The 26,982-nt window shown below is 65.5% G+C and carries 27 protein-coding genes and 1 riboswitch; of the genes, 12 read left to right on the top strand and 15 right to left on the bottom strand.

The genetic code is table 11. The features are described 5' to 3' along the window. Positions 1-82 precede the first annotated feature (82 nt). From zomB to cobM, 7 genes are read right to left on the bottom strand one after another with little or no spacing between them, the layout of a single operon-like run. Positions 83-1,948: a flagellar motor control protein ZomB gene (gene zomB / locus MTX35_RS15765; RefSeq protein WP_308198135.1), complete on the bottom strand. Its 1,866-nt coding sequence runs from the start codon at positions 1,946-1,948 to the stop codon at positions 83-85. Beyond that, positions 1,926-2,831, bottom strand: coding sequence for a decaprenyl-phosphate phosphoribosyltransferase (locus tag MTX35_RS15760; RefSeq protein WP_121871812.1), 906 nt, complete (start codon positions 2,829-2,831; stop codon positions 1,926-1,928). The genes zomB and MTX35_RS15760 overlap by 23 nt, the downstream gene beginning before the upstream one ends. Further along, complete coding sequence (locus MTX35_RS15755) at positions 2,828-3,364, bottom strand: phosphatase PAP2 family protein (RefSeq protein ID WP_243595882.1); 537 nt, start codon at positions 3,362-3,364, stop codon at positions 2,828-2,830. The genes MTX35_RS15760 and MTX35_RS15755 overlap by 4 nt, the downstream gene beginning before the upstream one ends. Continuing rightward, positions 3,342-5,249 (bottom strand): glycosyltransferase, encoded by a 1,908-nt coding sequence (locus tag MTX35_RS15750; protein WP_243595881.1) that lies wholly within the window; start codon positions 5,247-5,249, stop codon positions 3,342-3,344. Before MTX35_RS15750 ends, MTX35_RS15755 begins: the two co-directional genes overlap by 23 nt. Then, positions 5,246-6,475, bottom strand: a complete 1,230-nt coding sequence (glf, locus tag MTX35_RS15745; RefSeq protein WP_243595880.1) for a UDP-galactopyranose mutase — start codon at positions 6,473-6,475, stop codon at positions 5,246-5,248. The genes MTX35_RS15750 and glf overlap by 4 nt, the downstream gene beginning before the upstream one ends. A 55-nt stretch (positions 6,476-6,530) precedes the next feature. Then, a complete protein-coding gene (cobF, locus tag MTX35_RS15740; protein ID WP_243595933.1) occupies positions 6,531-7,283 on the bottom strand; it encodes a precorrin-6A synthase (deacetylating) in 753 nt (250 codons plus the stop codon). Next, positions 7,277-8,020, bottom strand: a complete 744-nt coding sequence (cobM, locus tag MTX35_RS15735) for a precorrin-4 C(11)-methyltransferase (RefSeq protein ID WP_243595879.1) — start codon at positions 8,018-8,020, stop codon at positions 7,277-7,279. Before cobM ends, cobF begins: the two co-directional genes overlap by 7 nt. Before the next feature lie 182 nt (positions 8,021-8,202). On the opposite strand from cobM, the gene MTX35_RS15730 reads away from it, so the two are divergent. After that, positions 8,203-10,449 (top strand): N-acetylmuramoyl-L-alanine amidase, encoded by a 2,247-nt coding sequence (locus MTX35_RS15730; RefSeq protein WP_243595878.1) that lies wholly within the window; start codon positions 8,203-8,205, stop codon positions 10,447-10,449. Between the two features lie 79 nt (positions 10,450-10,528). Here MTX35_RS15730 and MTX35_RS15725 read toward each other — a convergent pair whose 3' ends face one another. Further along, entirely contained in the window at positions 10,529-11,365 is an 837-nt protein-coding gene (locus MTX35_RS15725; protein WP_243595877.1) for an HAD family hydrolase, read from the bottom strand. 75 nt (positions 11,366-11,440) lie between these two features. Between MTX35_RS15725 and MTX35_RS15720 the strand changes: the two genes are divergently transcribed. The 6 genes from MTX35_RS15720 to MTX35_RS15695 all read left to right on the top strand — a co-directional run bounded on the left by MTX35_RS15720 (position 11,441) and on the right by MTX35_RS15695 (position 17,428). Continuing rightward, on the top strand, positions 11,441-12,472 hold the full coding sequence (locus MTX35_RS15720; RefSeq protein ID WP_243595876.1) for an NADP-dependent oxidoreductase: 1,032 nt from the start codon (positions 11,441-11,443) through the stop codon (positions 12,470-12,472). A gap of 57 nt (positions 12,473-12,529) precedes the next feature. Further along, positions 12,530-13,036, top strand: coding sequence for a peptide-methionine (S)-S-oxide reductase MsrA (gene msrA, locus MTX35_RS15715; protein ID WP_243595875.1), 507 nt, complete (start codon positions 12,530-12,532; stop codon positions 13,034-13,036). Between the two features lie 172 nt (positions 13,037-13,208). Continuing rightward, positions 13,209-14,480 (top strand): YhgE/Pip domain-containing protein, encoded by a 1,272-nt coding sequence (locus MTX35_RS15710; RefSeq protein WP_243595932.1) that lies wholly within the window; start codon positions 13,209-13,211, stop codon positions 14,478-14,480. 19 nt (positions 14,481-14,499) lie between these two features. After that, positions 14,500-15,243 (top strand): CPBP family intramembrane glutamic endopeptidase, encoded by a 744-nt coding sequence (locus MTX35_RS15705; protein ID WP_243595874.1) that lies wholly within the window; start codon positions 14,500-14,502, stop codon positions 15,241-15,243. 5 nt (positions 15,244-15,248) lie between these two features. Continuing rightward, positions 15,249-15,824 (top strand): DinB family protein, encoded by a 576-nt coding sequence (locus MTX35_RS15700; RefSeq protein ID WP_243595873.1) that lies wholly within the window; start codon positions 15,249-15,251, stop codon positions 15,822-15,824. Positions 15,825-15,964: 140 nt separating this feature from the next. Next, a complete protein-coding gene (locus MTX35_RS15695) occupies positions 15,965-17,428 on the top strand; it encodes an HNH endonuclease signature motif containing protein (protein ID WP_243595872.1) in 1,464 nt (487 codons plus the stop codon). 61 nt (positions 17,429-17,489) lie between these two features. On the opposite strand, the gene MTX35_RS15690 is transcribed toward MTX35_RS15695, so the two are convergent. Then, positions 17,490-18,089, bottom strand: a complete 600-nt coding sequence (locus tag MTX35_RS15690; RefSeq protein ID WP_243595871.1) for a hypothetical protein — start codon at positions 18,087-18,089, stop codon at positions 17,490-17,492. Positions 18,090-18,216: 127 nt separating this feature from the next. On the opposite strand from MTX35_RS15690, the gene MTX35_RS15685 reads away from it, so the two are divergent. Both MTX35_RS15685 and MTX35_RS15680 read left to right on the top strand, forming a co-directional pair. Beyond that, positions 18,217-18,900, top strand: coding sequence for a response regulator transcription factor (locus MTX35_RS15685; protein ID WP_243595870.1), 684 nt, complete (start codon positions 18,217-18,219; stop codon positions 18,898-18,900). Next, complete coding sequence (locus MTX35_RS15680; protein ID WP_243595869.1) at positions 18,897-20,348, top strand: cell wall metabolism sensor histidine kinase WalK; 1,452 nt, start codon at positions 18,897-18,899, stop codon at positions 20,346-20,348. Before MTX35_RS15685 ends, MTX35_RS15680 begins: the two co-directional genes overlap by 4 nt. Here the strand turns inward: MTX35_RS15680 and MTX35_RS15675 are convergent, their stop codons facing one another. Together MTX35_RS15675 and MTX35_RS15670 are read right to left on the bottom strand one after the other, a co-directional pair. Beyond that, complete coding sequence (locus MTX35_RS15675) at positions 20,349-20,834, bottom strand: GNAT family N-acetyltransferase (RefSeq protein WP_243595868.1); 486 nt, start codon at positions 20,832-20,834, stop codon at positions 20,349-20,351. It lies immediately after the preceding gene. 9 nt (positions 20,835-20,843) lie between these two features. Then, positions 20,844-21,584 carry a 1-acyl-sn-glycerol-3-phosphate acyltransferase gene (locus tag MTX35_RS15670; RefSeq protein WP_243595867.1) on the bottom strand — a complete coding sequence of 247 codons (741 nt, stop codon included), beginning with the start codon at positions 21,582-21,584 and terminating at the stop codon, positions 20,844-20,846. Positions 21,585-21,671: 87 nt separating this feature from the next. Here MTX35_RS15670 and MTX35_RS15665 point away from each other — a divergent pair, with 87 nt between their 5' ends. Next, positions 21,672-22,541: a hypothetical protein gene (locus MTX35_RS15665; protein ID WP_243595866.1), complete on the top strand. Its 870-nt coding sequence runs from the start codon at positions 21,672-21,674 to the stop codon at positions 22,539-22,541. Between the two features lie 7 nt (positions 22,542-22,548). Here MTX35_RS15665 and serS read toward each other — a convergent pair whose 3' ends face one another. Continuing rightward, entirely contained in the window at positions 22,549-23,802 is a 1,254-nt protein-coding gene (gene serS / locus MTX35_RS15660) for a serine--tRNA ligase (RefSeq protein ID WP_243595865.1), read from the bottom strand. Between the two features lie 11 nt (positions 23,803-23,813). Continuing rightward, positions 23,814-24,206 carry an ankyrin repeat domain-containing protein gene (locus MTX35_RS15655; RefSeq protein ID WP_243595864.1) on the bottom strand — a complete coding sequence of 131 codons (393 nt, stop codon included), beginning with the start codon at positions 24,204-24,206 and terminating at the stop codon, positions 23,814-23,816. 34 nt (positions 24,207-24,240) lie between these two features. Here MTX35_RS15655 and MTX35_RS15650 point away from each other — a divergent pair, with 34 nt between their 5' ends. After that, positions 24,241-25,326, top strand: a complete 1,086-nt coding sequence (locus MTX35_RS15650; protein WP_243595863.1) for a septum formation family protein — start codon at positions 24,241-24,243, stop codon at positions 25,324-25,326. Positions 25,327-25,339: 13 nt separating this feature from the next. Beyond that, positions 25,340-25,672, top strand: a complete 333-nt coding sequence (locus MTX35_RS15645; RefSeq protein WP_243595862.1) for a metallopeptidase family protein — start codon at positions 25,340-25,342, stop codon at positions 25,670-25,672. Positions 25,673-25,836: 164 nt separating this feature from the next. Here MTX35_RS15645 and MTX35_RS15640 read toward each other — a convergent pair whose 3' ends face one another. After that, entirely contained in the window at positions 25,837-26,604 is a 768-nt protein-coding gene (locus MTX35_RS15640; RefSeq protein ID WP_243595861.1) for a CbtA family protein, read from the bottom strand. Further along, entirely contained in the window at positions 26,595-26,789 is a 195-nt protein-coding gene (locus tag MTX35_RS15635; protein ID WP_032396459.1) for a CbtB domain-containing protein, read from the bottom strand. The genes MTX35_RS15640 and MTX35_RS15635 overlap by 10 nt, the downstream gene beginning before the upstream one ends. Before the next feature lie 69 nt (positions 26,790-26,858). Next, positions 26,859-26,934: riboswitch (cobalamin riboswitch) on the bottom strand. Positions 26,935-26,982: the final 48 nt, after the last annotated feature.

Here is a 26,982-nt window from a genome sequence, read left to right as displayed (position 1 = left end):
CGTCCGTTACAGGATCGAGACAGCTCATCTTGGCGTCGAGACCATTTCGGCGCAACCCGGTGACTCTTTCGTGTTCGGACATCTAATTGTCGGCCTTCAATATCGGGGCCGGAAGATCACATCTCTGTATTTCGTACTTCGGCACCCGATCGAACCGATATCCGGCGTAGAAGAACGAGCGCTTGACATTGCGGACGAACAAATCCTTCGTCAACGGAGCCCGATACGAGGTGAGCAATTCCTGGGTGTCCGGGCAGGTCAACGCCACCTGAGCCTCGGTGACCCAATCCTCGTCCATGTACCAGGGCAGGTACGGATGGACGGCGACGAGTCCCAGATCGGCCACCACCCAGTCCGGATACAGGTTCTTGTCGTGCCCGATGCGACCGTCCTCCAGCCGTTCGGTGTGTGACGCCAACGGATATGCCAGACCCATCTGGTCGATGACCCGCACGTCGAGGCCGACGTTCATGCTGGTCATTCCGAGGTTCAGGAAGAAGACGGTGTGACCGAAACCACCTTCGGGGATGGGTAGCGGTGGCGGCACGACATCCCAGTAGGTGAACTGCGCCGACGGCAGCAGGAGTCCACCGTCCGGGGTGTCCTCGATCGCCTCGACCATCCCACGCATCCGCGGGTAGTCGAGGTAGTCCGAGGCCAGAATCGGGTGAGCGTGCCCGGTGTTGAGGGAGTAGAAGGCTCGTTCGTCGACGATGCCGCTACGGCCGACGATCGAGCCCTGCGGCATACCCGTCGTATTGGCAGCAGCGACGGCCCAGACGACGATGCCACCCCAGACGACGAGATCGGCGACGAATACTGCCGTCGCCCGGTCCTTGGACCAGCGTGTCGGTAGGGCAACCGGCAGCACCGAAATCGGCAGCAGCAGTGTGAACAATGCCGGTAACAACGTTCGGCCGTGCATGAAATCGCCACCGACGCGAATGGCGTACACGGCGAGGATGAATCCACTGATCAGTGCGAACACGACGACGGCGGTGGGCGTCCGCAGAGCAGCAAGCCAGCCACCGACGGTCCGGGGCAGGGACAGTCGAACTCGAGACGCCGACAGGACGGCACCGACGACCAGCAGCGCGAGCGGCAGCCACAGCAGGTACGGGCCGACGAGGTTGGACAGGTACTCGAACCCCTGAGACCACTTGGCTCCGCCGGCATCCTTCGACACCGCGGTGTTGGGGTACGGCAGGCCGTAATAGCCCATGCGCCAGATCTGATAGAGCACCGGCACGGCTCCGGCGACCGCGAACACTCGGAGCCTGGACAGCCAACTCTGCGGGGCCAGGAAGATCATCGCCAGCGCCAGCACCGCCACGATCGACAGTTCCGGACGCACCAGCGGGCCGAGCCCGGCGAAGAACGCCAGCAGCAGCAGCTCGCCGCCACCGGAGCGGCGCTGGCCCCACCGAACCATCAGCAGCCACAGCATCGCCAACCAGAAGATGACCAGGCAGGTCTCGAGGCCGGACGTCGCGAAGTCACGGGCGGGCGGAACCGCGATGTAGACCAGGACCCCGGCGGGTAGGAACAACGTGTGAGACGCGGTACGGCCCCGCAGTGCGAACGTCCCGATCATCGCGACGACCACGGCGGCCGTGGACAGCACGAGCGCGATCGTCAGGACCACGTATTCGAGTCGACCCTCGCTCAGCCAACTGCCGGCGTAGACGAGGTAGGTCCAGATGGTGCTGGTGTTCGTTTCCACCCGTTCGCCCGCGTTGAACACCGGTCCGTTGCCTGCCAGCAGGTTGCGGACGGTACGCAGAACGATCAAACCGTCGTCGGCGATCCAGCGGCGCTCCCACGCACCCCAGAGGAACAACGCCCCGGTGACCACGGTCCCGATCCAGAAGACGGGCCTGGTGATCGATGCCCGAGCGGAGTTCTCTTCTCGCGTGTCTCGCTGGTCAGGCGAGGTAGACAGCGACACCAACCACTCCGATCCACGCTATGGCGAGTAGCTGGAGAACCCTGTCTCCCAACGCGATCTCTTCGGGTTCGCCTGCCTCGCCGCCATCGACATCCACTGCATATCGCAGGATTGCGATGGTAAACGGAATCATCGAGATGGCGAACCAGTTCGCCCCCGTGCCCGCATCTTCCTGGAACGCCCACAGGCCGTAGCAGATGACGACGGCCGTCGCGGACAACGTCCAGACGAATCGAAGGTAGGTGGTCGTGTAGTTCTCGAGCGACTTGCGAATCTTCGCGCCGGTCCGTTCGGCGAGCTGCAGCTCCGCGTACCGCTTACCGGCCGCCATGAACAGCGAACCGAACGCCATGATGAGCAGGAACCACTGCGACAACGGAATCGAGGCAGCAACCCCACCGGCGATCGCACGGAGCAGGAAGCCCGAGGAGACGATGCAGATGTCGAGCACGGCCTGGTGCTTGAGGCCGAAGCAGTACGCCAGCTGAATCGCGATGTAGACGCCGATGACGAGCGCCAGCTTCCAGTTCGCGATGAACGACAGGCCGATGGCGAGACCGAGTGAGACAACCGCCATCGCGTAGGCGATGTTGACCGGCAGTACGCCTGCGGCGATGGGTCGGAACCGCTTGGTGGGGTGCGCGCGGTCGGCTTCGACGTCCAAGGCGTCGTTGACCAGGTACACCCCGGATGCGGCGAAGCAGAACACGACGAACGCGAGCGCGACCGACAGCAGAACGTCGGGGTCGGTGACCGAGCCCGCCGCGAGCGGTGCAGCCAGCACCAAGACGTTCTTGACCCACTGACGCGGACGAAGTGCCTTGACGATGCCATCCGCCAGGTTCTTCGGCGGTGCGCCTACGGGTGCGGCATCCTCGCTCATTTGTCTCCTTCGAACTTCACGACGGCCGCAGCCGTCAACGCGCCGAGCGCCGATCCTGCCAGCACATCGGTGGGGTAATGGACTCCGAGCACCAAGCGCGAGAGCAGCATGGGTGGGACGAGGACCGCCGGTAACGGTAGCCCGGTCACCCGGCCGAGGAGAACCGCGGCGGCTGTGGTGGATGTCGCATGGGAGGAGGGGAAGCTCAGCTTGCTGGGCGTCGAGGCGTTGATGCGGACGGCCGGGTCGTGCGGACGCGGCCGACGCACGATGCGCTTGATGACGATCGACGCGGCGTGGGAGCCGACGGCTCCGACCGCAACCGATGCCCACTGACGCCGACGCGGCTTGTCCAGTGCGGCACCGATACCGGCGATCGCGACCCAGCCGAGTGCGTGTTCGCCGAAGTGCGACATACCCCGGGCGACGGTGATCGCGCCGGGGGCACTGCCGACGGTGCTCTGCACCTTCTCGAGGATCCGGACTTCCGTCGGGGCCTCGGTCTGGCCCTTACGCCTGGTAACGAAAGACACGTTCCCACGTTTCCTTACTGGTCAGGTGCGGCACGGCATCGCGGTACCGAGCCTTCAGGGCGGGGAATTCGGCTGCCAACTGCTTGCGCAGTGACAGAGCCTCCTTGAGCAGCGCCGCCGCCTGCTGACGATCCCGCTTGCGGTACACGACGCCCCGGCCGTCGGCGGTGGTGACGGTGACGCCGTCGACCTGGGACAGCAGGAACCAGCGCGCGTCGAGAGTCGGGACGTTGAGCTGCGGGCGGTCGTGATGCTGGGTGTGCGCAGGCTTTGCGTTGTGCAGCAACCCTTTTGCCAATCGGCTGATCTTGGCGATCGGGTTGGTCGGCAAACCGACGGCTCCCACTTCCTCACCGGACGCGAGCGGCAGCTCGGTGGAACTGCCGACGACGACCGCGTCGGGAAATTCCTTGCGCAGTGCGTGCACGGTCGGCAGTGCGGTGGGCAGGATCTCGAGGATGTGCTCGGGGCCGGCCAGGAAGTCGCGGATCGCGAGGTTCTGAATCGCGACGGTCGAGTATTCGAGGCACAGCAGGTGCTTGATCGTGGCCTTGACCGTGTCGAGCACCAGGCCCTTGCCGTCGCCCGGCATGTGCAGCGAGGCGACCACCAGGCGGTTGCGCAGATGGAAATACGCCTGCCAATCGATGGCGTCGTCCTTGTCGCTCCATGCCATGTGCCAGATCGCCGCACCCGGCAGCGTCACCGTCGGGTAGCCGGCTTCCCGTGCCCGCAGACCGTATTCGGCGTCGTCCCACTTGATGAACAGCGGCAGCGGCTGCCCCAGTTCCTCGGCGACGACGCGCGGAATCATGCACATCCACCAGCCGTTGTAGTCGACGTCGATGCGACGGTGCAGCAGCTTGCTGGTGCGCAGTGGGTCCTCGGAGAAGTCGTGGTCGTACTCCACGTTCTGCGCGCCGGTCCACATGAAGTTTCCGCGATCGATCACTTCGCCCATGACGTGCAGGTGACTGCGCGCCTGCAGGTTGAGCATCTGGCCACCGACGAGCGTTGGCACCTTGGCGAATCGAGACATGGCCAGCGCCCGCAGGATCGAATCGGGCTCGATCTCGATGTCGTCGTCCATGAACAGGATGTGTTGGCACGAGGTGTTGTTCAGCGCCTCGTACATGATGCGGCTGTAGCCGCCGGACCCGCCGAGGTTGGCCTGATCGTGGATGGCGAGTCGGCCGCCGAGGGCAGCTGCGGCCTCGTCGAATCCGGGCTCGTCCTTGGCCTTGCGGGTGCCCTGATCCGGCATGATGACGGCCTGGATCACGTCGAGAACCAACGGATCCGAGCCAAGAGCCACAAGGGCTTTGACGGCGTCGGTCGGGCGATTGAAGGTGGGGATACCGACGGCGACGGTGGCCTCGCCGGGCGCATCGATCGGCGCATACCAACCCGCGCTCTCGAGCACCACCTCGGAGTCGGAGGTGATGTCGAACCAGATCCAGCCGCCGTCCTCGAACGGACCGAGGTCGATCAGAAACTCTTGTGCCGCATCGCCGTCGACGGCCTCGCGGCCCTCGACGTGGATGCGTGACGCGTCGGCCTTGGACCGGTAGACGTCGATTCGGCAGTGGCCGGAAACCTCGACGCGCAGCACCACGGACTTCAAGACGCTGTAGCGCCGCCAGTAGCTCGCCGGGAACGCGTTGAAGTAGGTGCAGAACGACACCTCGGACTCGGAGCCGATCGTGACCGAGGTCCGCGAGAGCGAGTGTGCCCGTTTGGCGTTGGTGAGCGCTTCTTCGAGGTACAGCGTCCGCACGTCGAGCGGTTCACCGGAGCGCGGCAGCAACACCCGCTGCAGCAGCGACTTTCCGAGGATCGGGGCGACATCCGCGGCCCCGTCCTCGAGGAGGTGCTTGGCGGTCACTTGTCGCCTGCCAGGGAAGCGCCGGTCTCGAAGTGCGGGGCCAGGGTGTTCTCGTACATGTTCAGTGCGCTGGCGATGGCCATGTGCATGTCGAGGTACTGGTAGGTGCCGAGGCGTCCACCGAACAGCACTCCGTTGGCGGCTGCTTCGGCCTTGGCGCGGTCGCGGTAGGCCTCGAGCTTCTGCCGGTCGTCGGGGGTGTTGATCGGGTAGTACGGCTCGTCGCCGCTCTTCGCGAAGCGGGAGAACTCGCGCATGATGACCGTCTTGTCGGTCGGGTACTGGCGCTCGGGGTGGAAGTGGCGGAACTCGTGGATCCGAATGAACGGCACGTCACCGTCGTTGTAGTTCATCACCGGGGTGCCCTGGAAATCACCGGTCGGCAGCACTTCGGTCTCGAAGTCGATTGTGCGCCAACCCAATTCGCCCTCGGAGTAGTCGAAGTAGCGATCCAGCGGGCCGGTGTAGACGATGGGAGCGCCGGGGCTCTCGGCCACGATTTCGGCCTTGACGTCGAACCAGTCCGTGTTCAACCGGACCTCGATCCTGTCGTCGGCGGCCATCTTCTCGAGCCACGCGGTGTAGCCGTCGACCGGCAGTCCCTCGTAGGTGTCGTTGAAGTAGCGGTTGTCGAACGTGTACCGCACCGGCAACCGGGTGATGTTGCCCGCGGGCAGGTTCTTCGGATCGGTCTGCCACTGCTTGGCGGTGTAGTCCTTGATGAACGCCTCGTACAGCGGACGCCCGATCAACGAGATCGCCTTCTCCTCGAAGTTCTGCGCATCCTTGGAGTCGAACTCACTCGACTGATCCTCGATGAGAGCGCGCGCCTCGGCAGGCGAGAAGTACTTGCCGAAGAACTGCGAGATCAGACCGAGGCCCATCGGGAACTGATACGACTGGCCCTTGTGCAGAGCGAAGACACGGTGCTGGTAGCTGGTGAAGTCGGTGAACTGGTTGACGTAATCCCAGACTCGCTTGTTCGAGGTGTGGAACAGATGCGCACCGTATTTGTGGATCTCGATGCCCGTCTCGGGCTCGGCCTCGGAGTACGCGTTGCCGCCCAGGTGGTGGCGACGATCGAGCACGAGGACACGCTTGCCCAACTGGGACGCCGCCCGCTCCGCCACGGTCAGTCCGAAGAACCCGGATCCGACGACGATGAGGTCGTATCGGCCGGTCACGGAGGCGTCGGAAGAGGTGGTCTCGGGGCTTACAGCAGTCACGGGCAACCAGGGTATCCGACGATCGTGACCGCTCCACCCCACCAGGTGCCCGGTGTCATTCGCTCAGGCGCCGGAGCAGGTAGGTATCCATCACCCAGCCGTGCTCGGACTTGACCTGCTCGCGGGCTCGGCGGATATCGCCCAGCACGTCGTCCAGCGGCCCTGCCACCAGCTTCTCGTCCGCCGTTCCCAGGTTCGCACCCCAGTGGATGCCCCATCCTGCGCCGGTCAGCGCGCTGCACGCCAGATTGCCGTCGAGCATCACCACGAGATTGTCGAGACCGGCGGCGACATCGCCCGCCAGGTTGCGGCCGGTGGTGATCACGATCGGTCCGCCGATGCGGTTGAGGACGAGCCGATGACTCGCCGCCAGCATCGACACGCTGGAGATTCCGGGTGTGACATCGAACTCGATGTCGCCGCGCAACGCGGCCAACCGCTCGACGACGCGGATCGTGCTGTCGTACAGCGCAGGGTCACCCCAGACGAGGAACCCGACGACGGTGCCTTCGGCGAGTCCGTCGAGCACCTCGGCGTAGGCGCGGGCGCGGGCATCGTGCCAATCGAGGACGGCGTTCTCGTACTGCTGCGGTGACCGGTCCCGGGGCGGGTCGGGCACCTCGATCACCCGGTAGCTGCCGCCGTGGTGACGCTCGAGCAGCGCCTGCCGTGCAGCCCCGAGATCGCCCACCGACGCGCCCTTGTCGGCCACGATGAACACGTCCACGGCCCGCAGTGTCTGGACGGCCTGGACGGTCACCTGATCCGGATGTCCGCCGCCGATGCCGATCAGATGGATCTTCACGATCGGTCCCGACACGCGTCGTACAGGTGAGATTCGGCGACGACACGTCGAGCCAGGGCCGGGCCCACCAGAATCACCGCCGCCTGAAGAAGACCTGCGGCCTCGACCTGATCGGCGATGTCGGCCAGAGTGCCGCGCAGAATCAGCTCGTCCGGCTTGCTGGCGTGGAAGACCACCGCGGCGGGGCACTCGGGACCGTAGAACCCGCTGAGTTCGTCGGCGGTGATGCGCGTGCGAGTGATCGCCAGGTGCAGCGCCAACGTCGCTCGGGTGGCGGCGAAGTTCTTCAGCGCCTCGGTATCGGGCATTGCCGTCGAGCGGGCCTGCGCGCGCGTGAGCACCACCGACTGCGTCACCTCGGGGACCGTCAGCTCGACGCCCAGTGCGGCGGCTGCGGCCGCGTAGGCCGGAACGCCAGGGGTGATGTCCCAGGGCACACCTGCGGCATCGAGTCGGGCGGACTGTTCTGCGATCGCGGAATAGAGCGACGGGTCCCCCGAGCACAAGCGCGCGACGTCCTCGCCGCGCTCGTGGGCCGCGACCAGCTCGGCCGTGATGGCGTCGAGGTCGAGCTTCGCGGTGTCGACCTGTCGGGTGCCGGCAGAACAGTGGTCGAGAATGGCGTCGTCGATGTAGGTACCGGCGTAGACGCAGACCGGGCTCGATCGCAGAAACTCGACGGCCCGCAGCGTGAGCAGGTCGGCAGCGCCCGGTCCGGCTCCGATGAAGTGCACAGTCACAGCTGGAAAGCGTAAGTCACGCGCCCGACGCGCCGCGCCACCGGAACTTCCCGCTTGTGGCTAACTGTCAAGCTAAGGTTTAGCCTTGTGTCTGATGGGACTCATGTTGCTGATGTGATTCATGTTGTTCAGCAACTGGAGTTCCTACGACGCGTACCTACCAACAACCAGGGAGTACCGCCTTGCCGAACCGTCGAACGAAGCCGTCGATCGTTCTCGGTGCTGTTGCACTGTTGGCCGTCGCGACCCCATTTGCGGTCGCAGGCCTCACCGACAGCACCACAACCGGAGTTCGACCGGCCAACGAGACAACCCCGGTCACCGTTCCGACCAAGATCGTCGAGACCGCGCTGAGCGCTGCGCCGGACATCGTGATTCCGCTGCAGGAGCTCACCGGACTGCCGTTGCCCGATCTTCGGCTCTCGGATCTGAAATACCTACCGCTGCCGGACTCCATCGTGATCCCGCCGATCGAAATCCCCGATATCCCCGGCCTCACCACGCCCGCGCCGGGTGGGGCAACCGCGCAGGCCCCCATTCCCCGAGTGGACGCCTCTGCGCCGGTGAATCCCCTGCCGGTCAATCCTGAAGCTGCCGACCCCACGGGTCCACCGCTCGGTGCCGCCGTCAAGGAGATCTCGCAGGACACCCCGTTCAGCATGGTGGCACTGACGTCCGAGCAGCTGGACGGTGCTTCCGCTCAGGTCCGCCGGCAGCTGGAGGACGGCTCCTGGGGTCCGTGGCTGGAAACCGCGCCGGTGGATACCACTGCGAGCGACGCCGTTCCCGCTGCGGAAAAGCAGGGCACCGAGCCGATCTTCGTCGGACTGACCAACGCCGTGCAGGTATTGCTGACGCCACTGACGAGCAGTGCAGCTCCCGAAAGCTTCGCGACGCCGCCGGTTCCCGAGGTTCCGGTGGTCGAACTGCCTGCTGTCGACGCTCCGGCCGAGGCCCCCGCTGCTACGGAACAGCCACTGGGCTACACGCCTGCGTCGTCGAGCACGCCCCTCCGCCAACAGGATCCGGCCCCGCTCGATCCGGCTGCACTGGATCCGGCAGCGATGGATCCGGCTGCGACCGAGCCCGCACCGGCAGATCCGGCAGCGAATCCCGACCAGGCGAGTACCACCGAGCAACTGGCGGCAGCCGTCAACGACATCAGTGCCGTACTCATCACCCCGGGAACGTCGCCGGTCGACTCGGCGTTGAGCGACATCGCCACGCCCGTCGCCGGAGACGCAGGCCCGAAGGTGATCACCCGCGCTCAGTGGGGTGCCGACGAGTCGATCCGTTGCGCCACACCGACGATCGACGACTTCCTCGGCGGTGCCACCGTGCACCACACCGCAGGCAGCAACGACTACTCCAAGTCCGAATCGGCCGAGATCGTCCGCGCCATCTACGCGTACCACGCGCAGACGCTCGGCTGGTGCGACGTCGGCTACAACGTCCTCGTGGACAAGTACGGACAGATCTTCGAGGGCCGTGCGGGTGGATTGGACAAGCCGGTTCAGGGTGCACACTCGGGCGGATTCAACGAGAACACGATGGGCATCGCCATGATGGGCGACTACTCGAGCGAGGATCCCTCGCAGGAGACCATCGACTCCGTCGGCAAGTTCCTCGGATGGCGACTCGGCAAGGCCGGTCTCGACCCCAAGGGCACCACCACGATGACCTCGGAGGGAACGGATTTCACGTTCGTCGGCCGCGGCCAGAGCGTCGACCTGCCGGTGATCTTCGGTCACCGCGACGTCGGCAACACCGAATGCCCGGGTGACGCCGGTTACGCACGGCTCGGGGAGATCCGCGACATCGCTGCGGCGAACCTCGGTGGCGGAGATGCCACTCCGGCATTGCCCGACACTCCCGATACCGCACCCGATACCGCAGTGACCGACCCGGCTCCCTCACGTCCGGGCACCGACGCCAGTTCCACTCTGGGCGAGAACATCCCGGCTCTGGTCGCCGAGTTGCAACGACTGGCGTCGACCAGTCCGGTCGCACAGAAGTGGTTGGAATCGGGCGCAGAAACCGGCGTGCTCGGCGTACCGGTTTCCGGTCTGGTGCAGGTGAGCGGCGGCCGTGAGAAGGCGCAGTTCGCCAACGGCGAGATCATCACCAACATGGCCGGTCAGGCCGTGGCCGTCATCGGCAAGATCTTCCAGCAGTACGTGCAGCAGGGTGGCGTCGACGGCATTCTCGGCCTGCCGATCACCGACGAGTTCAAGGTCCCGGAGGGCTTCCGAACCGACTTCGAGAACGGTTCGCTGATCTTCAACGAGCTCACCGGAATCGTCACCACGGTGATCAAGACGTACAACGACACCTACAACGCGGAAATGCAGAACCCCGTTGCCGCGCCGGTGGAACCGGCTCCGGTACCCGAGCCTGCTCCCGCACCGGAGCCCGCACCCGCGGGCTGAGTTTCACACAGTCGACAGGGGCCGAGTCACCACGGTGACTCGGCCCCTGTCGTGTTCGGGACGTCCGAAGACCGGCGCGTCACCACCAGCGTTCGAGGACGTGCGCCACTCCGTCTTCTGCGTTGGTGACGGTCACTTCGTTCGCCGCCGCGACGGCAGCGGGATGCGCGTTACCCATCGCGACGCCCAGTCCCACCATCGACAGCATCGGCGCGTCGTTGGGCATGTCGCCGAAGGCCACGATGTCGTCGACATCCACCGACAGCGACTCGGCCACCTTGGCCAGGCCCGACGCCTTGGTGATGCCCGGTGCCGACAGTTCGATGAGGCCGTTGTCGGTGGAGAACGTGAGGTCGGCGCGACCGGAGATCAGCGGGGACAGGATGTCGGCCATGTGTCCGCTGGTGGAACCGGACAACCGGATCAGCAGCTTGACGGCCGGAACGTCGACCACGTCGTCCTCGGTCATCTCGACGTTGTCTGGGTTGAGCCATGCGTGCTCGTAGCCCGGGGAGCTGACGAACTGCGGGGTGGCCGAGTCGTGTGCCGTCCGGCCCACCCGTTCGGCGGCCAGTCCGCAGCCGGGCAGCGCGCGATACGCGACGTCGGCCAACCACTGCAGCGTCTGCACCGACAAGGTCTCGGCACTGAGTACACGATCGTTGGCAGCGTCGTAGATCACCGCGCCGTTGGCGCACACCGACATCGGCGCGTATCCCAGCTGATCGACGACGGGGTGGATCCACCGCGGCGGCCGGCCCGTGGACAGCACGAAGGGAACTCCGTCGGCGACGACGGCCGAGACGGCGCGCCGAGTACGTTCGGTGACACGTTCGTGATGGTCCAGCAAGGTGCCGTCGACGTCGCTTGCGACGAGTCGGGGGGCGAGGCGGGTGGTGTTCGGCGCGTTGGTCATCGTGACGTCATTCTGCCCTAGTGTCGAGGTGCCCTGTTTTCGACATGCACGTCTTCGATGTGGAAGGAACGGTAGATGACATCCGTGAACCGCCAGATCCGATTGGCTCAGCGCCCGGTGGGACGTCCCGACGAATCGACGTGGGAGCTCACCGAGGAACCGATTCCCACTCCGGGCGACGGTGAGTTCGTCGTCACCATCGACTACGTCTCTCTCGACCCGGCGATGCGCGGCTGGCTCAACGATGCGCGCTCGTACGTGCCGCCCGTCGGGATCGGCGAGGTGATGCGCGCTCATGCCGTCGGCCGCGTCCTCGAATCTCGGCATCCCGATTACGCTGTGGGCGAGGTCGTTTCGGGCTCGTTCGGCGTCACCGAGCATGCGATCTCGGATGGGTCGGGTGTGCAGAGGGTCGACGAGTCGATCGCACCGGCACCCACGTGGCTCGGCGCGCTCGGGTTCCCCGGACTGACGGCCTACTTCGGTCTGATGGACGTCGGCAAGCTCGCCGAGGGCGACACCGTGGTGATCTCAGGAGCCGCCGGTGCCGTGGGCAGCATCGCGGGTCAGATCGCGAAAGCGAAGGGAGCCACCGTGATCGGGATCGCCGGTGGACCCGAGAAATGTGCTTGGCTCACCGAGGAACTGGGTTTCGACGCGGCGATCGACTACAAGAACGAGTCGGTGTACAAGGGTCTGAAGGCAGCTGCACCCAAGGGCATCGACGTGTACTTCGACAACGTCGGCGGTGAGATCCTCGACGCGGCCCTCTCGCGGCTGCGCAAGGGAGCGCGAGTGGTGTTGTGCGGAGCCATCTCCGGCTACAACGCCACCGACCCGCAGCCCGGCCCGGCGCACTACCTGTCGCTGCTCATCAACAGGGCCTCGATGACGGGTTTCATCATCTTCGACTACCTCGATCGCTACCAGGAAGGTGTCGACGCTCTGTCCGAGCTGCTCACCAGCGGCACGATGACCGCGCGGGAGCAGATCGAGATCGGCGGCGTCCCCGCCTTCGGATCGACGCTGAACCTGCTGTTCGACGGTGCCAACACCGGCAAGCTGGTTCTCGAGGTGGGCGAACGTACCCACGACTCGGAATTATGACGACGCCTCGTTCGTTGAACCCCACGTATCGATCGATAAAGAGCTAGGAGAACAACGATGTCTGCAGCCACCGAAACCGCCATTCTCGCCGGAGGATGCTTCTGGGGAGCCGAGGAGCTCGTCCGCAAGCTTCCGGGAGTGGTCTCCACCCGCGTCGGGTACACCGGCGGCGAGGTGCCCAACGCGACGTACCGCAACCACGGCAATCACGCCGAGGGCCTGGAGGTCGTCTACGACCCCACCCAGACGACGTACCGGGATCTGCTCGAGTTCTTCTTCCAGATCCACGACCCCACCACCAAGAACCGTCAGGGCAACGACATCGGAGCCAGTTACCGGTCGGCGATCTTCTACCTCGACGACGAACAGAAGCGCGTCGCCGAGGACACGATCGCCGACGTCGACGCCTCGGGTCTGTGGCCGGGCAAGGTCGTCACCGAGGTGAGCCCGGCAGGTGATTTCTGGGAAGCCGAGCCCGAGCACCAGGACTACCTGCAGAAGTACCCCGAGGGCTACACGTGCCACTGGGTGCGTCCGGACTGGAAGTTGCCGCGTCGGGCCTGAGCGGCTGCGCCGCATGTGCATGGAACTTCGTAGCCTGCTACGAAGTTCCACTCACATGGGTGGGCGTAACGCCCATTCCGGACGATCGACGGTCCACAGGTAGAAGTACCGCGCACGTATCGGCCGAACTTGCGACACTGATCCGGTGACCTCCGACAGAACCCCTCGGTCGATGGCCGACGTCCTTCGTTCGCCGCGTTTCTGGCTTGCCCCCATTCTCGTCGTCTCGGCGTTGATGTCGTTTCTCGCTGCCCTGTACCTGGGCGGCGTGCTCGACCCAAGGGGCAATCTGCACGACCTCCCCATCGCGATCGTCAACCAGGACGAGGGCGACACCCTCGCAGGCGAGCAACGCAACATCGGCAACGACATCGTCGACGGTCTGCTGCAGAACGTCGATCCGGAGAAGGTCGATTTCCGGGAAGTCGGTCCGGCGCAGGCGCAATCGCTACTGTCGACGGCCGAGGCGTACGGCTCGATCGTCATCCCGAGCGATTTCACCAAGAGGATGGGAATCCTCGCCCAGGCGAGCGTGATTCCCGGGGACGTCGAGAAGCCGATCATCACGGTCTACACCAACCCGCGTGCCGGCAGCTTCGGAATGTCGCTCGTGACCGGGGTGGCGACACCGGCCTTCGATTCGGTCAATCAGACTGTGGGACAACAGATCACCGAACAGGTGCGCCAGCAGCTCGGTGAGACACAGCTCGCCGGTGCGAGTGCTCTCACCCTCGCGCAGCCGATCGATGTGATCGTTGCCCAATACGATCCTCTGCCCGACGGCACCGGCGGTGGCCTGTCTGCGTTCTACTACGCGCTCTTGCTCGTCCTGGCCGGCTTCACCGGTGCGACCATCGTCAGCGCACTCGTCGACGGCCTACTCGGATTCACGCCCACAGAGATCGGCCCCAAGTACATCCACCGCGGACCGACCCTGATCAACCGCTTCCAGACGCTGCTCGTGAAATGGCTCGTGATGATCGTGCTGGCCATGCTGGTGTCCGCCCTCTATCTGCTGATCAGTCATCTGCTCGACATGCCGATCACGCACGCCTGGACCCTGTGGATGTACGGCGCGTACGCGATCGCCGCGGTCGGCATCACGGCACTGGCGGTGATGTCCGCGTTCGGCACGGCAGGACTGCTGATCAATCTGATCGTGTTCATCATCCTGGCGTTGCCGTCGTCGGGCGGCACCATCCCCCTCGAAGCGAGCCCGCGGTTCTTCACCTGGCTGGCGCAGTTCGAGCCCATGCACCAGATCTTTCTCGGCACTCGCTCGATCCTGTACTTCAACGCCTCACTCGACGCGGGATTGTTGCATTCGGTCGGCATGACGTCTCTCGGCCTGCTCATCGGGCTCGTGTTCGGTGTGGTGTTCACCCGCATCTACGACGCCAAAGGCCTCGACCGAAGCCTCGATTCACCCGGCGCTCACAGGTGACGCCAGTACACTCGATCCAATGCTTGCTGTGAATCCAGCCGGGAGCGTTGCACCCCGACGTGCCTTCCACGCGTACCTCGACGTCGCCATCGTCGTTCTCGTACTCGTGGGCACCAACCTCATCGCGCACTTCACCACGGTGTGGGCCAGTATCGCGACGGTTCCGATCGCCGCTGTTCTGCTGGTCGTCCTGGCGAACCGTCGGGGTCTGGGGTGGGCCGAACTCGGACTGTCTCCGAAGCATTGGAAGACCGGATCTCTGTACGCACTCGGAGCCGTCGGGGTCGTACTCACCGTCGTCGCGATCGGTGCGTTGCTGCCACTGACTCGGCCCTTCTTCATGGCCGACCGATACGCAACCGTCTCCGCCGCCATCGTCGCGTCGATGATTGTCATTCCGCTGCAGACCGTGATCCCGGAAGAACTCGCGTTCCGCGGGGTGCTCCACGGCACGCTGGGTCGCATCTACGGTGCACGCGGAGTCTTCGCGGCAGGGTCTCTGCTGTTCGGTCTGTGGCACATCGCGTCCTCGCTCGGCCTGACGGCGGGCAACGTGGGGCTCAGCGGGTTTCTGGGCGGCGGACTGTTCGGGCAGATCGTCGGTATCGCACTGGCCGTGGTGGCCACTGCGGCGGCGGGCGTGGTGTTCACGTGGCTGCGCAGCCGTAGCGGGAGTTTGATCGCGCCGATCGCCCTGCACTGGTCGTTGAATGGACTCGGTGCGCTGGCCGCCGCTCTGGTCTGGCACGCGTCGGTGAGCTGAGCGACATGAAAGACGAGCTGCATCAATACCTTCGGATTGCTCGCGAGAACATGCTGTGGAAGCTCGACGGCTTGCCCGAATACGAGACGCGGCGCCCAATGACGCCGACCGGAACCAATCTACTGGGCTTGGTGAAGCACCTGGCGATCGTCGAATACGGATACTTCGGGCTCACGTTCGGTCGAGAATTCCCGGCCCGATTCACCGAACTGGAGAAATCGGCCGTGGCGCAGTTGAACTCGGATATGTGGGCCGCTGCCGACGAGTCGTCGCAGTTCATCGTCGACCTGTACCACGAGGCCTGCTTACACGCCGACGAAACCATCGCGGCCAACGACCTCGACACTGTCGGACGCGTCCTGCACTGGCCCGTCGAGAAGCAGGAAGTGACTCTGCACCGAGTCCTGGTCCAGATGATTGCCGAGACCAACCGGCACGCTGGGCACGCAGACATCGTGCGCGAACTGATCGACCAGTCCGTCGGCATGCGTCTCGGCAACGAAAACATGGCCGACGGCGACGCAGCGTGGTGGGCCGCATATCGAGCCGAGCTGGAAACCGTTGCCAGAGAAGCTGATTGACATCATCCCCTGACGCCAGGTTTCTCCAACCCCTACCACACCCCACCGGCAGGTTCTGAATCTCGAATACTCAAGCAGGGCAACAGTTTTCGATTCAATCACGCTTGCCAGTCGAACGCACGTTCGATACACTTGCTTCCATGACCACGAAGATCTGGCAACTGAGCGAGAGCGAACTCCTCGCCGACGCCGCCACGGTCTCCCATGAAATTCAGTTGTTGGAGGCCCGGCGGATCGCCCTCGTCGCAGAGATCGACACCCGCGTGAGCCGTGAGAAACTCGGCTTCCCCGGACCCGCCGGGTGGCTGACCTCCACCACCCTGCTCTCACCGTCCAAGGCCACCAAGATCGTCGCCCTCGCACGCGGCATGAAGAACTTCCCCGATATCGCCGACGCCGTGAACACCGGCAGCATCTCCATCGACCACGCGGCGCTGATCCTCACCTTCGCCGAAACCCCACCGAAGGACCTCCCGGAAGAGGGTCGCGTTATGGCCCGCACCGCGATGATCGCCGCCGCCACCGGACCCGAAGCACGCACCGGCCGCATCCGAGCAGCGATCACCAAGCTCGAGGACGAGTTCGGCGGCAAGACCCCACCACCGGAGAACACCGACCGCAACGAACTGTTCGCCTCCAAGACCCTGAACGGACGTCTGGTGGCGAAGATGGATTTAGACGCCGTCACCGGAGAAAAACTCCTCACCGCACTCTCACCCCTGACCGAACCGCAACCCGCCGCCGACGGCACCGAGTCACCCAAAACCGGAGACGACCGCAGCCCCGCCAAACGCAGAGCCGACGCCTTCGGACACATCCTCGACCAATACCTCGCCTCCAGCAGCCGGCCCATCGAAGGCGGCGAACGACCGCACCTGAACCTGCACATCAACCTGCGCGATCTCACCGACCTCCGCGACAGCGCCGACACTGCCGACGCCGACGACATCGCAGACGACGAACCCTCGCGCGCAGCAACCGAATCCGACAACAACACAGAGATACGCGATCCGGTCGACATCAACACCGGACACCCGATCCACTCCGACTCCGCTGACGAGCCGGATATTGGAACCGCCGACCCTGACAGTGGCACCGCTAGTGGCGGTGAAGGTGACCGCAGTGCGACCGATCGCGGCACCTATCGCGACCTGTTCGGCGACGGCACGTCGGTCGGATGGCTTCCCTGGATGGGACCACTATCCCGCAACACTTCCCGCCAGTTGGCGTGCGACTGTGTTCTCACCGCCATCGTCATGGATGAGCACGGCAACCCACTCAACCTCGCTCGCACCGCCCGCACCGTCTCCGCAAAACAACGCAAAGCCCTCACCGCCCGCGATCACGGCTGCGCGTTCCCCGGCTGCGGAAAACCCGCCGCCTGGACCGAAGGACACCACATCTGGCACTGGGCCGACGGCGGACCCACCGACATGAACAACCTCGTCCTACTGTGCGGATTTCACCACCGACTCATGCACCACTCCGACTGGGAAGTGTTCATCGGCACCGACAACCACCCGTGGTTCGTACCGCCGGCCACCGTCGACCCGTATCGACAACCCCGACAATCCCACGCCCGCGCAGGCCCCCACATCGCCTGACCCCCAAGAAAAGCTCCAGCCCCGCACCGAAACAACGGTGCGGGGCTGGAAGAAGTTGAGCTCAGGAACCCGAGGGAGCTGCCGGCGGTGCGGGAGGAGTCGCGCCGTCAGCGTGAGCCGGAGGTGCAGGCGGAGTCGAACCGTCTCCCTCAGCACCCGGAGCAGGCGGCGTCGCACCGTCAGCCGGTGCGCACACAGCACCACCGGGGCCACCTGCGCCCGGTCCGCCCTTCCCCGGTCCGCCGTCAGCTGGGCCGCCCTTGCCCGGGCCACCCGCGGGCGGAGCAGGCGGAGTTGCACCATCCCCCGGTGCCGCAGGAGTAGCGCCGTCCGCAGATCCCGGTGGTGCCGGGACAGCAGGAACCGTCGAGCCGTCACCGGCGTCCGGAGCCGCAGGAGCTGCCGGCACCGCAGGTACATCCGACCCGCCACCACCATCGGTCCGCTGCCCGAGCTCCGAGGACGAGGCCACCGTGGACACGCCGGGCGAGACGTCGGGTCCGGTGGCAGCGAAGACTGCCGCGGTCACCAGGGCACCGACGGCCAGACCCGCTGCGGCCGTCGCCACCAGCGGCACCCGTCCCTTCCACCGCTTCGGCGTGGTCCCTCGGACCGGCTCCGGGTTCGATGCTGCGGGAATAGGCTGAGTCTGATCGTTCACGTTCACTCCTTGTTCGGACTGTGTCGTTCGTTTCGGTCTGTCACCGACACTGCCGCCGCTAGCTGAAGTCACCCTGAAGCCGGGCGCATCTTCAGGATCACTTCAGCTGGTGGGTGACAATCGAGGCATGACATACAGTTCCGCTCCCCGGGTGATGGTGGTGGAGGACTCACTGCCCATCCGAGAAGCACTGGTGGCCGCATTCGAGGACGCGGGATTCACGGCAGCGTCCCTGCCCGACGGGGACGACTTCGAGACCACGATGGCAGGCTTCCGCCCCGATGTCGTGATTCTCGACGTCATGCTGCCCGGCGCTCGGGACGGGTTCGCGTTGATCGACGTCGTTCGGCAGAGCACCGACGCCGGAATCATCATGGTCACCGCGAAGGACCGGCTGGAAGACCGGCTGCGCGGACTGAGCGATGGCGCAGACGACTACGTGATCAAGCCTTTTCAGCTCGACGAGGTGGTGGCACGAGCGAAATCGGTGCTGCGCAGACGGGGCAGATCGTCGGACGCAATCCAGGTGGGCGATCTACTGGTGGACGAATCCGCGGGGGTCGTCACCCGCGCCGGCAGTGTCCTCGATCTGACGGCGACCGAGCTCCGCCTGGCAACCTTCCTCGTCGCCCAGCGTGGCCGCACGGTCTCGAAAACGTCCATCCTCGAATCGGTCTGGGGCTACGGCGCGTACGACGGCAACCTGGTGGAAGTGCACATCAGTGCGTTGCGTCGCAAGATGGAAGCGCATGGGCCGCGGTTGATTCATACCGTCCGCGGCCTGGGTTATGCATTGCGGGCTCCGCAGTGAACCGCACGCCCACGCCCTCGTTGCGCACGCGGGTGGTCGCCACCGTCGTCGTTCTGTTCGCGGTGTTGCTGCTGATAGTCGGCGTGTCGGTGGATATCGTTCTCGGTCAACAGCTTCGGCGTGATCTGGAAGCTCGGTTGACCGACCGAGCAACCCGAGCCGTCGAACTCGTGGACAGCGGCGTCGAACCCGGCGATCTGGTGCAGTCCCTCCAGGGCGACGCCATCCGAGTTCGTGTCACCACTGCGGACGGCACGGTCTACGGCGCTCCCGGCACCGGGCCGCCCGGACCGGATATTCGGCCCGCAACCCCGGCTCCGCCTGCCGGGCAGTCGAGAGCCCCCGGCCCTCCCGCTCCTCCCGATCCCCCTGCACCCCCGTCGGATTCGTTCGAGATCACCGAATCGTTGCCCGATGGCTCGACGCTGTCACTACTCGGCGACACCACCGCGATCGCCGATGTTCGCCGACAACTGCGCATCCTGATGGTGGCTGCCGGAGCCGTGACACTGCTGTTGGCCGCAGCCACGCTCACCTATGCCGTGCGGCGCGCACTGTCACCACTGGATTCGATGACCGCCGTCGCTCGTCGAATCACCAACGGCGACAGAGGGAGAAGGCTACTACCGTCGAAGCCCAAGACGGACCTGGGCCGTACTGCCTCCGCCGTCGACGAAATGCTCGACGCCCTGGAGGACGCCGAGCGTAAGGAGGCTGCCGCCGCGCAGTCGGCGCGTCGAGCAGAGGACGAGATGCGCCGATTCCTCGCCGACGCCGCACACGAATTGCGGACTCCGGTCGCCGGGATCTCGGCGTTGGCGCAATCGTTGCAGCGCGATGCCGAGCATCGTCCCGATCGGGTGGGGAGGTGGAGCGAGCTGCTGGTCGGCGAATCGAGCAGGGCCTCCCGCTTGGTGGGCGACATGCTCGATTCCGTTCGTGCAGAGAACACTTCGGAGTTGGAACTGGCGGACGAGGATCTCGCCGACATTGCGCGGCGCACCGTCGAGCGTGCGGCACTGTTATCCCCTCAGGTTCGGTTCGAGGTCGACGGATCGCAACCGGTGCCGGTCAGGGTGGACGTGGGCCGCGTCGAGCAGATTCTCTCGAACGTCCTCGAGAACGCCGCTCGATTCACGCCGCCCGGAGGTTCCGTCCGAGTGACGACAGGGGCCGATACACACGCGTTCGTCACCGTCGACGACGACGGTCCCGGCGTCGACGAGGCAGACCGCGAACGCATCTTCGAGCGGCTCGTCAGACTGAACTCGGCACGCGACCGCTCCTCCGGAGGCGTCGGGCTCGGCCTCTCGATCGCACGAACGTTGGCGCGCGCTCATGGCGGCGAACTCGTCTGCGCCGCAGGGCCTACCGGCGCGAGGTTCCGCCTGACACTGCCTGGCCTCACCGGTCGTTCCGCGGGCTCCACTCTTGCGAACCACCGATAGCTATTCGACGATCAAGTCCATCAGCAGGCTGTCGTGCCAGCCGGTCGGCCCCTTCTCGTATTTGCGCATGATGCCGACCGGCTCGAAACCGACTGCGCTGTAACAGGCTATGGCTACCGCGTTGTCGGCGGCCGGGTCGATCACCAGCCGATGATGCCCCAGTTCGACGGTCAGGTATCGCACCAGGGTGCCCACGGCGTCCTGTCCGATACCGCGGCCGTGCACTGCCGGATCCAGAAAGACGTCGATCGACGCGTGCCGGTACATCGGATCGGTCTCTTCGCCGTACTGGATCAATCCAACTGCCGCGCCGTTCAATTCGACGACCAGGCGGTGTTCGTCGGGGTTGTCGAACGGCCAGTTCTCGTCGGCGTCCTCGTCGCCCCACCGCGCGTACACCTCGGGGGTGTGCAGTATTCGGCGCAGCTCCGGCACATCCTCTGCGGTGACGGGCCGCAACACGACCCGCTCACCACGAAGGTTCATCGCGAAGCTCTACTCGGCCCGCTTGGCAGCACGCGCTGCGAGATCCTGGGCGTCGAGCTCGTCCGCTTCTTCGAGAGTCGGAGCGCTGCCGCCCAATCGGGCCGGAACCCAATACGCGCCCGGCTCGTGGTGGTAGTTCTCCTGTAGCTCGAGCAGCATCTTCTGCATCACGCTGCGTAGCCGGTCGGTCAGCTCCTGGGGCGGGCCGACCGGTGCCAACGGCTCACCGACGGCGATCGAGATGGGAGTGTTGGTGCGGCCCAGTCGCTTCGGGTAGCCCTTGGTCCACACGCGCTGTGCACCCCAGATGACCGTCGGGATGATCGGCACGCCTGCCTCGATCGCCATACGCGCTGCGCCGGACTTGAATTCCTTGATCTCGAAGCTGCGACTGATGGTCGCCTCCGGGTACACACCCACGAGCTCGCCGTCGCGCAGGCTCGCCACGGCTGCCTTGTACGACTGCGCTCCTGCCCCGCGATCGACGGGGATGTGCCGCAGCGCGCGCATGATCGGGCCGGAGATCTTGTTGTCGAAGACTTCCTTCTTCGCCATGAACCGGATGTAGCGCTTCACCCGGCGCGGCGGTAGTCCCGCGTAGGTGAAGTCCATGTATCCGGTGTGGTTGACGGCGATGACGGCTCCGCCGGTCGCGGGGATGTGTTCCTCGCCCTCGACCTCGAATTTCAGGCCCTCGAACGCGAACACTGCACGAGCGATGCCGATGACTGATCGGTAGACGGGTTCCACAGTCCGTTAGCGTAGTCGGTGGACGATGCCGGACAAAAGGTCCGGGAGATGACAGGTCCGGCCAGAATGCAACGGGGGAGAAACGACGTGAAGAACAGTGCGGCATCACCAGGGCGGACCCGGGTAGTCCGAACCGCGCTGCCGCTGATCGCAACTCTCGCCCTGGTCGTAGCCTGCGATTCCGCAGTCGGACTGCCGTCCGAACAGTCCGGGGCGACGAGCAACACCACCGAGGCAACGACGTCGACGACAACTCCGACAACGGCCTCCGCGACCACCACCACGCCCCCACCGATCCCGCCCGGCCCACCCGTCGGCGAGGTTCCCGGCAACCCCGACGCTGCGATGGCGCTGCGGCCGTTCGTCAACGATCTGACCGGTGGCGGTATCGGCGTCGTCACGGCGCGGTGCTGGACTGTCCCGCCCACCGACATCCCGACGATGTACGTCGACACCGCCGCGATTCTCGCTGCCGTTGCCACCCCTGGCGTCGACGGCCAGTTCGCCGTCACGTGGACCGGGCCCACCGCTACGGTCAGTGTGAAGCGCAGTGAGATCGCGTCCGGCTATGCCTGCCCCACCGTCTACCCCACCGGCACGGCCCCTGTGTTCGACGCGGCGGACGCCGTCTACACCGTCGACCGCTACCTGGGTCGTCTCGCCGGGCTGCCCGTCGCCCCCGACGATGTGGAAGAGAACTTCCCGCTCGTCTGCGACGGTCGACAGACCTGGGATCCCCTCGGCACCGGCGTTCCCACTGCCCCGCCGCTGGTGGAGAACCCGAACATCCTGCCCGGCATCACCTCGTTCGATCCCGACAGCGTGTTCGTCACGGGGCAGAACGGCATCTACACCCAGGTCAACGCAGACATCATCGACGCGTCCGGGGTGTACCAGAACCGCACCTTCGTACTGGCCATCGGCGGCGAGGGTTACTGCATCGGCGACATCGCCTGAGCGAGTCTTATTTCAGAACGTCCGTTCCGACGAAGGGTACGAGGGCCTCGGGGACCCGGACGGTACCGTCGGCCTGCTGGTGGTTCTCGAGGATCGCGACGATCCAGCGGGTGGTGGCGAGGGTGCCGTTGAGCGTCGCCGCGGTCTGCGGCTTGCCGTTCTCGTCGCGGTAGCGCACGCCGAGGCGTCGGGCCTGGAACGTGGTGCAGTTCGAGGTCGAGGTCAGCTCGCGGTAGGCCTTCTGGGTGGGAACCCATGCCTCGCAGTCGAATTTGCGGGCGGCCGAGGAGCCGAGGTCGCCGCCTGCGGTGTCGATGACGCGGTACGGCAGTTCGACGGCCGCGAGCATCTCTTTCTCGAATTCGAGCAGCTTCTGGTGTTCGGCGGCTGCATCCTCGGGCTTGATGTACGAGAACATCTCGATCTTGTCGAACTGATGGACTCGGATGATGCCGCGGGTGTCCTTGCCGTAGCTGCCTGCTTCGCGGCGGAAGCACGACGACCATCCGGCATATCGCTTCGGGCCGTCGGCGAGGTCGATGATCTCGCCCGAGTGGTAGCCCGCGAGAGCCACTTCGGAGGTTCCAACGAGGTAGAGGTCGTCGGCTTCGAGTCGGTAGATCTCGTCTGCGTGGGCTCCGAGGAATCCGGTTCCCGACATGATCTCCGGCCGCACCAGCACCGGCGGGATCATCATGGTGAAGCCGTTCTTGACGGCTTTCTGCGCAGCCAGCTGCAGCAATCCCTGCTGCAGCAGCGCGCCGTAGCCGGTCATGAAGTAGAAGCGTGAGCCCGAGACCTTGGCTCCGCGTTCCATGTCGATGAGCTTCAGCGATTCACCGAGCTCGAGGTGGTCCTTGGGCTCGAAATCGAACTCCGGGATGTCGCCGACGGTCTCGAGCAGCACGAAGTCGTCTTCGCCGCCCGCGGGCGTGCCGTCCTGGACGATGTTGGAGATTGCGCGGTGCGCCGTGTCGAGGGCCGCGTCGGCCTCGGATTCGGCGGCCTGGGCGGCCTTCACCTTGGCGGCCAGCTCCGATGCCCCGGCCAGCAGTGCGGGACGGTCCTCGGCGGAGGCCTTGCCTACCTGCTTTCCCAAGGCCTTCTGCTCGGCCCGCAGCTGATCGCCTGCGAGCACAGCGGCGCGGCGAGATGCATCGGCGTCGAGTAGCGCGTCGACGAGAGCGGGGTCCTCGCCTCGGGTGCGCTGCGAGGCGCGCACTGCGTCGGGGTTCTCGCGAAGGAATTTCAGGTCGATCACGAGAGGGAACCTTACTTGCCGAGCAACCCCAGGTAGTCCTCGCGTCCGAACATCGTCGCAGCATCGACGGCCGACGGGTGACCGCCGTGCGGGTCGGCTCCACCGTCGACGAGAACACGCACCACCTCGTCCTCACCCTTGAACACTGCCCCGGCGAGTGGAGTCTGTCCCTTGTCGTTGGACTTGTTCACATCGGCACCGCGCTCGACCAGCACGCGCACCGCGTCGGCATGCCCGTGATACGCGGCCAGCATGACCAGCGTGTCGCCCGACTCGTTGTGCAGATTCACCGGGACGCCTGCGTCGAGGTAACTCGCGAGCGCGGCCGCGTCGCCGGTGCGGGCCATGGCGAACAGTCGGCCGGCCAGCTCGCTGAGGTCGTCGTCACGTGTTGGGTCGCTCATGAGGACCGAACCTACTCGGGCATGATGGAGGGTGATGTCCGTACACGAATCAGACCCCCCGACGGGCGAGAAGTCTCGACGAACACTGTCTTCGACCACCGCCCGACGCGGGCTCGCCATGGTTGCGGTCGGCGCGGTCCTTGCTGCGGGGGCGACGGTTCTGTTCTCCGACGGGTTCTCCCCGCCCGAGAAGATCACCACCCACACGTCGGCCGCCGGCCCTGCGACCGACGGACCGGTGTCGGCGACATCCTTCGGTGCGGCCGATCCGGGCACGTGCCTGCAGTGGACGCCCACCGATGATCCGGAGACCGACCGACAGGACCTCGCCGAGGTCTCGTGCGCCGATCCCCATCGCTTCGAGGTTGCTCGCGACATCGACATGAGCGTCTACCCCGGCGTCGAGTTCGGTCCGGGATCGACGTACCCCGGTTCCATCCGGTTCGGCGAGCTGCGTGACGAACACTGCGCGGCCGCCGTCAACGACTACGTCGGTGCGAAGTTCGATCCCAGCGGACGCTTCGGCGTCGGACTGATGTTCCCCAGCCAGACCGGCTGGGCCAAGGGTGAACGGACGTTGCGCTGCGGTGTGCAGATGCCGTCGAACACCGGAAGTCTGATGGAGATGACCGGTTCGATCCTCGACCAGGACCAGTCGAAGGTCTGGCCGACCGGTACGTGCGTCGGCATCGATCAGAACGTGCCGGCGGATCCGGTGGACTGCTCGGCCCCGCACGCGTACGAGGTGGCGTCGGTGATCAACCTGACGCAGCAGTTCCCCGGCGGGCACCCGTCCGAGGGTGATCAGGACGCGTATCTGGAAGGCACCTGCACCGATGCCGTCAACGGCTACCTCGGCTCGGACACCGCCTTGCGCGACAAGACGCTCACCCTGTTCTGGGACACGATCGACGTCGCGAGCTGGCTCGCCGGAAGTCGCCAGGTGACCTGTTCGGTGGGCAAGGAACTCGATTCCGGCGGCTTCGCGACCATCGTCGGCACCGCCAAGGGCGACATCCTCATCAACGGTGCCGCTCCCGTCCCGCCGCCCGCCGCTCCCGACGGCCGCGCACTGCCGACACCGTTGCCCGGTGCCGCACCGATCACCACCGGAGGGTGACATTCCCACCCACATGACCCGCGTCGACTTCGAGGAAGCCGTGTCCGACGCCCTCGACACCCTGCCGCGTGAACTCACCGACTTCATGAACAACGTGGTCGTCCTCGTCGAGGAGGAACACCCAACCGAAGACATCCTCGGGTTGTACGAGGGCATCGCCTTGACCGAACGCTACGAGTACAGCGGACACTTGCCGGACGTCATCACCATCTACCGCAAACCGATCCTCGAGATGGTCGACGACGCCATCGAGGCTCGCCGCGAAATCGCCATCACCGTGGCCCACGAAATCGGACATCACTTCGGCATCGACGACGAACGATTGCATCAACTCGGATTCGGCTGATCGCACTCGCCCCGTCCGCATCCCCCGACGCGTGAATGGACCACTGCATACGTCTGAGCAGTGCAACGGTCCATTCACCCGGACCGACCTGGGCCGACCACACCGCGTCAATGGCACTTTGCATACGTCTCGGCCGTGCAATGGTCCATTGACGCGGAAACGGGCTACGCCGCGACTGCCTCTCGGCGAACAGGGCGCACTGCCCGATCGGTGAGGAATGCGAATCCCAATCCCAGTGTCAGCCACAGCGTTGCCTGGGTGGCCAGTGACGACAGTCGGAATTCCCACAGCAGGGTTGCCGGGAAGTCCGAGCCGACCTCGTTCACATCGGGCAGCAGCGCGTAGCCGATTCCCACGATCACCAGGAACGCCAGCAACGGCGCGCCGACGCGAATCGCCACCGAATTCTGCGATGCCACCGCCTTCGCCGCGTACACGGCGACCGCGACGGCCAGCAGACCCAGAATCACCGACGCCAACCACAGCCACGTGCGCTGGGTGATTGTCTCCGGATCGCCGACGGCCGGCGGGTTCGCCGGGTACTTGAAGAACGGCACCGCTTCGATGGCCAACCACCCGCCGCCTGCCCCGACGAGCGCGAGAATCGAGCCCGGAAGGGAGCTGACGCGTCGGGCATAGTGCAGTACCGACGCGAAGATCGCGCCGAGTGCCAGGCCGGCGAGTCCGGTGGCGAGGAACAGTCCGACGCGTTGTCCGTCCCGACCGACGAGCGCCTCGTCGCCGTGGGAGTGCGCGGCAGGGGCGGCGTCGGCGTGATGGGCGTCGGTGCCGGCTGCTTCTTCGATGGCGATGGCCGAGTCGATGTGCGGCTCACCGACGACGAAGGCAACTGCTCCGGCGAGCAGGCCGGCGAGAAGCCCGGCGAGCAGACCTCGCATCAGCAATTGAACGAATGTCCCGGTCAGTGGCATGGCAGGCCCAGCAGGTGGCGGCCGTCGTGCATCAGTTCGTGCATGTACATGCCACTGCGGGAGATCGCGCCCTGATCGAAGCCGACGAGGTAGAGCACGACGAAAGCGAGCAGAATCGTTGCGGCGACGATGACGGCAAGGGCAGCCGACTCCGTCGTATTACTGGGTGCGTGAATGATTGCCATGGTGTCCTCCTGGGATTGTGCGTCCCGTAGTCCCCGCTCGAAAACGGGGACGGCCATGCGATGAACGAGTTTTCTGACTCTCGAATTCGGACATATGCCCGACGTCGATCACAGTGGCGCAACCGCTCCGGATTTTCACCGGATTACCTGCGTACATCGCGTCTAACCTGCGAACTGTGGCACCGAACGCAAC

Source organism: Rhodococcus sp. ARC_M12 (assembly GCF_022810385.1).
GTDB lineage: Bacteria > Actinomycetota > Actinomycetes > Mycobacteriales > Mycobacteriaceae > Rhodococcoides > Rhodococcoides navarretei.
Note: the sequence above shows the minus strand (reverse complement) of the source record. Positions and strands in the feature narration are given on the sequence as shown.

Coding starts and splice junctions, on each gene's coding strand:
- MTX35_RS15760 (WP_121871812.1), bottom strand. CDS start 2,831: ATGAGCGAGGATGCCGCACCCGTAGGCGCACCGCCGAAGAACCTGGCG.
- MTX35_RS15725 (WP_243595877.1), bottom strand. CDS start 11,365: ATGACCAACGCGCCGAACACCACCCGCCTCGCCCCCCGACTCGTCGCA.
- MTX35_RS15720 (WP_243595876.1), top strand. CDS start 11,441: ATGACATCCGTGAACCGCCAGATCCGATTGGCTCAGCGCCCGGTGGGA.
- msrA (WP_243595875.1), top strand. CDS start 12,530: ATGTCTGCAGCCACCGAAACCGCCATTCTCGCCGGAGGATGCTTCTGG.
- MTX35_RS15710 (WP_243595932.1), top strand. CDS start 13,209: ATGGCCGACGTCCTTCGTTCGCCGCGTTTCTGGCTTGCCCCCATTCTC.
- MTX35_RS15705 (WP_243595874.1), top strand. CDS start 14,500: ATGCTTGCTGTGAATCCAGCCGGGAGCGTTGCACCCCGACGTGCCTTC.
- MTX35_RS15700 (WP_243595873.1), top strand. CDS start 15,249: ATGAAAGACGAGCTGCATCAATACCTTCGGATTGCTCGCGAGAACATG.
- MTX35_RS15695 (WP_243595872.1), top strand. CDS start 15,965: ATGACCACGAAGATCTGGCAACTGAGCGAGAGCGAACTCCTCGCCGAC.
- MTX35_RS15685 (WP_243595870.1), top strand. CDS start 18,217: ATGACATACAGTTCCGCTCCCCGGGTGATGGTGGTGGAGGACTCACTG.
- MTX35_RS15675 (WP_243595868.1), bottom strand. CDS start 20,834: ATGAACCTTCGTGGTGAGCGGGTCGTGTTGCGGCCCGTCACCGCAGAG.
- MTX35_RS15655 (WP_243595864.1), bottom strand. CDS start 24,206: ATGAGCGACCCAACACGTGACGACGACCTCAGCGAGCTGGCCGGCCGA.
- MTX35_RS15650 (WP_243595863.1), top strand. CDS start 24,241: ATGTCCGTACACGAATCAGACCCCCCGACGGGCGAGAAGTCTCGACGA.
- MTX35_RS15645 (WP_243595862.1), top strand. CDS start 25,340: ATGACCCGCGTCGACTTCGAGGAAGCCGTGTCCGACGCCCTCGACACC.
- MTX35_RS15640 (WP_243595861.1), bottom strand. CDS start 26,604: ATGCCACTGACCGGGACATTCGTTCAATTGCTGATGCGAGGTCTGCTC.
- MTX35_RS15635 (WP_032396459.1), bottom strand. CDS start 26,789: ATGGCAATCATTCACGCACCCAGTAATACGACGGAGTCGGCTGCCCTT.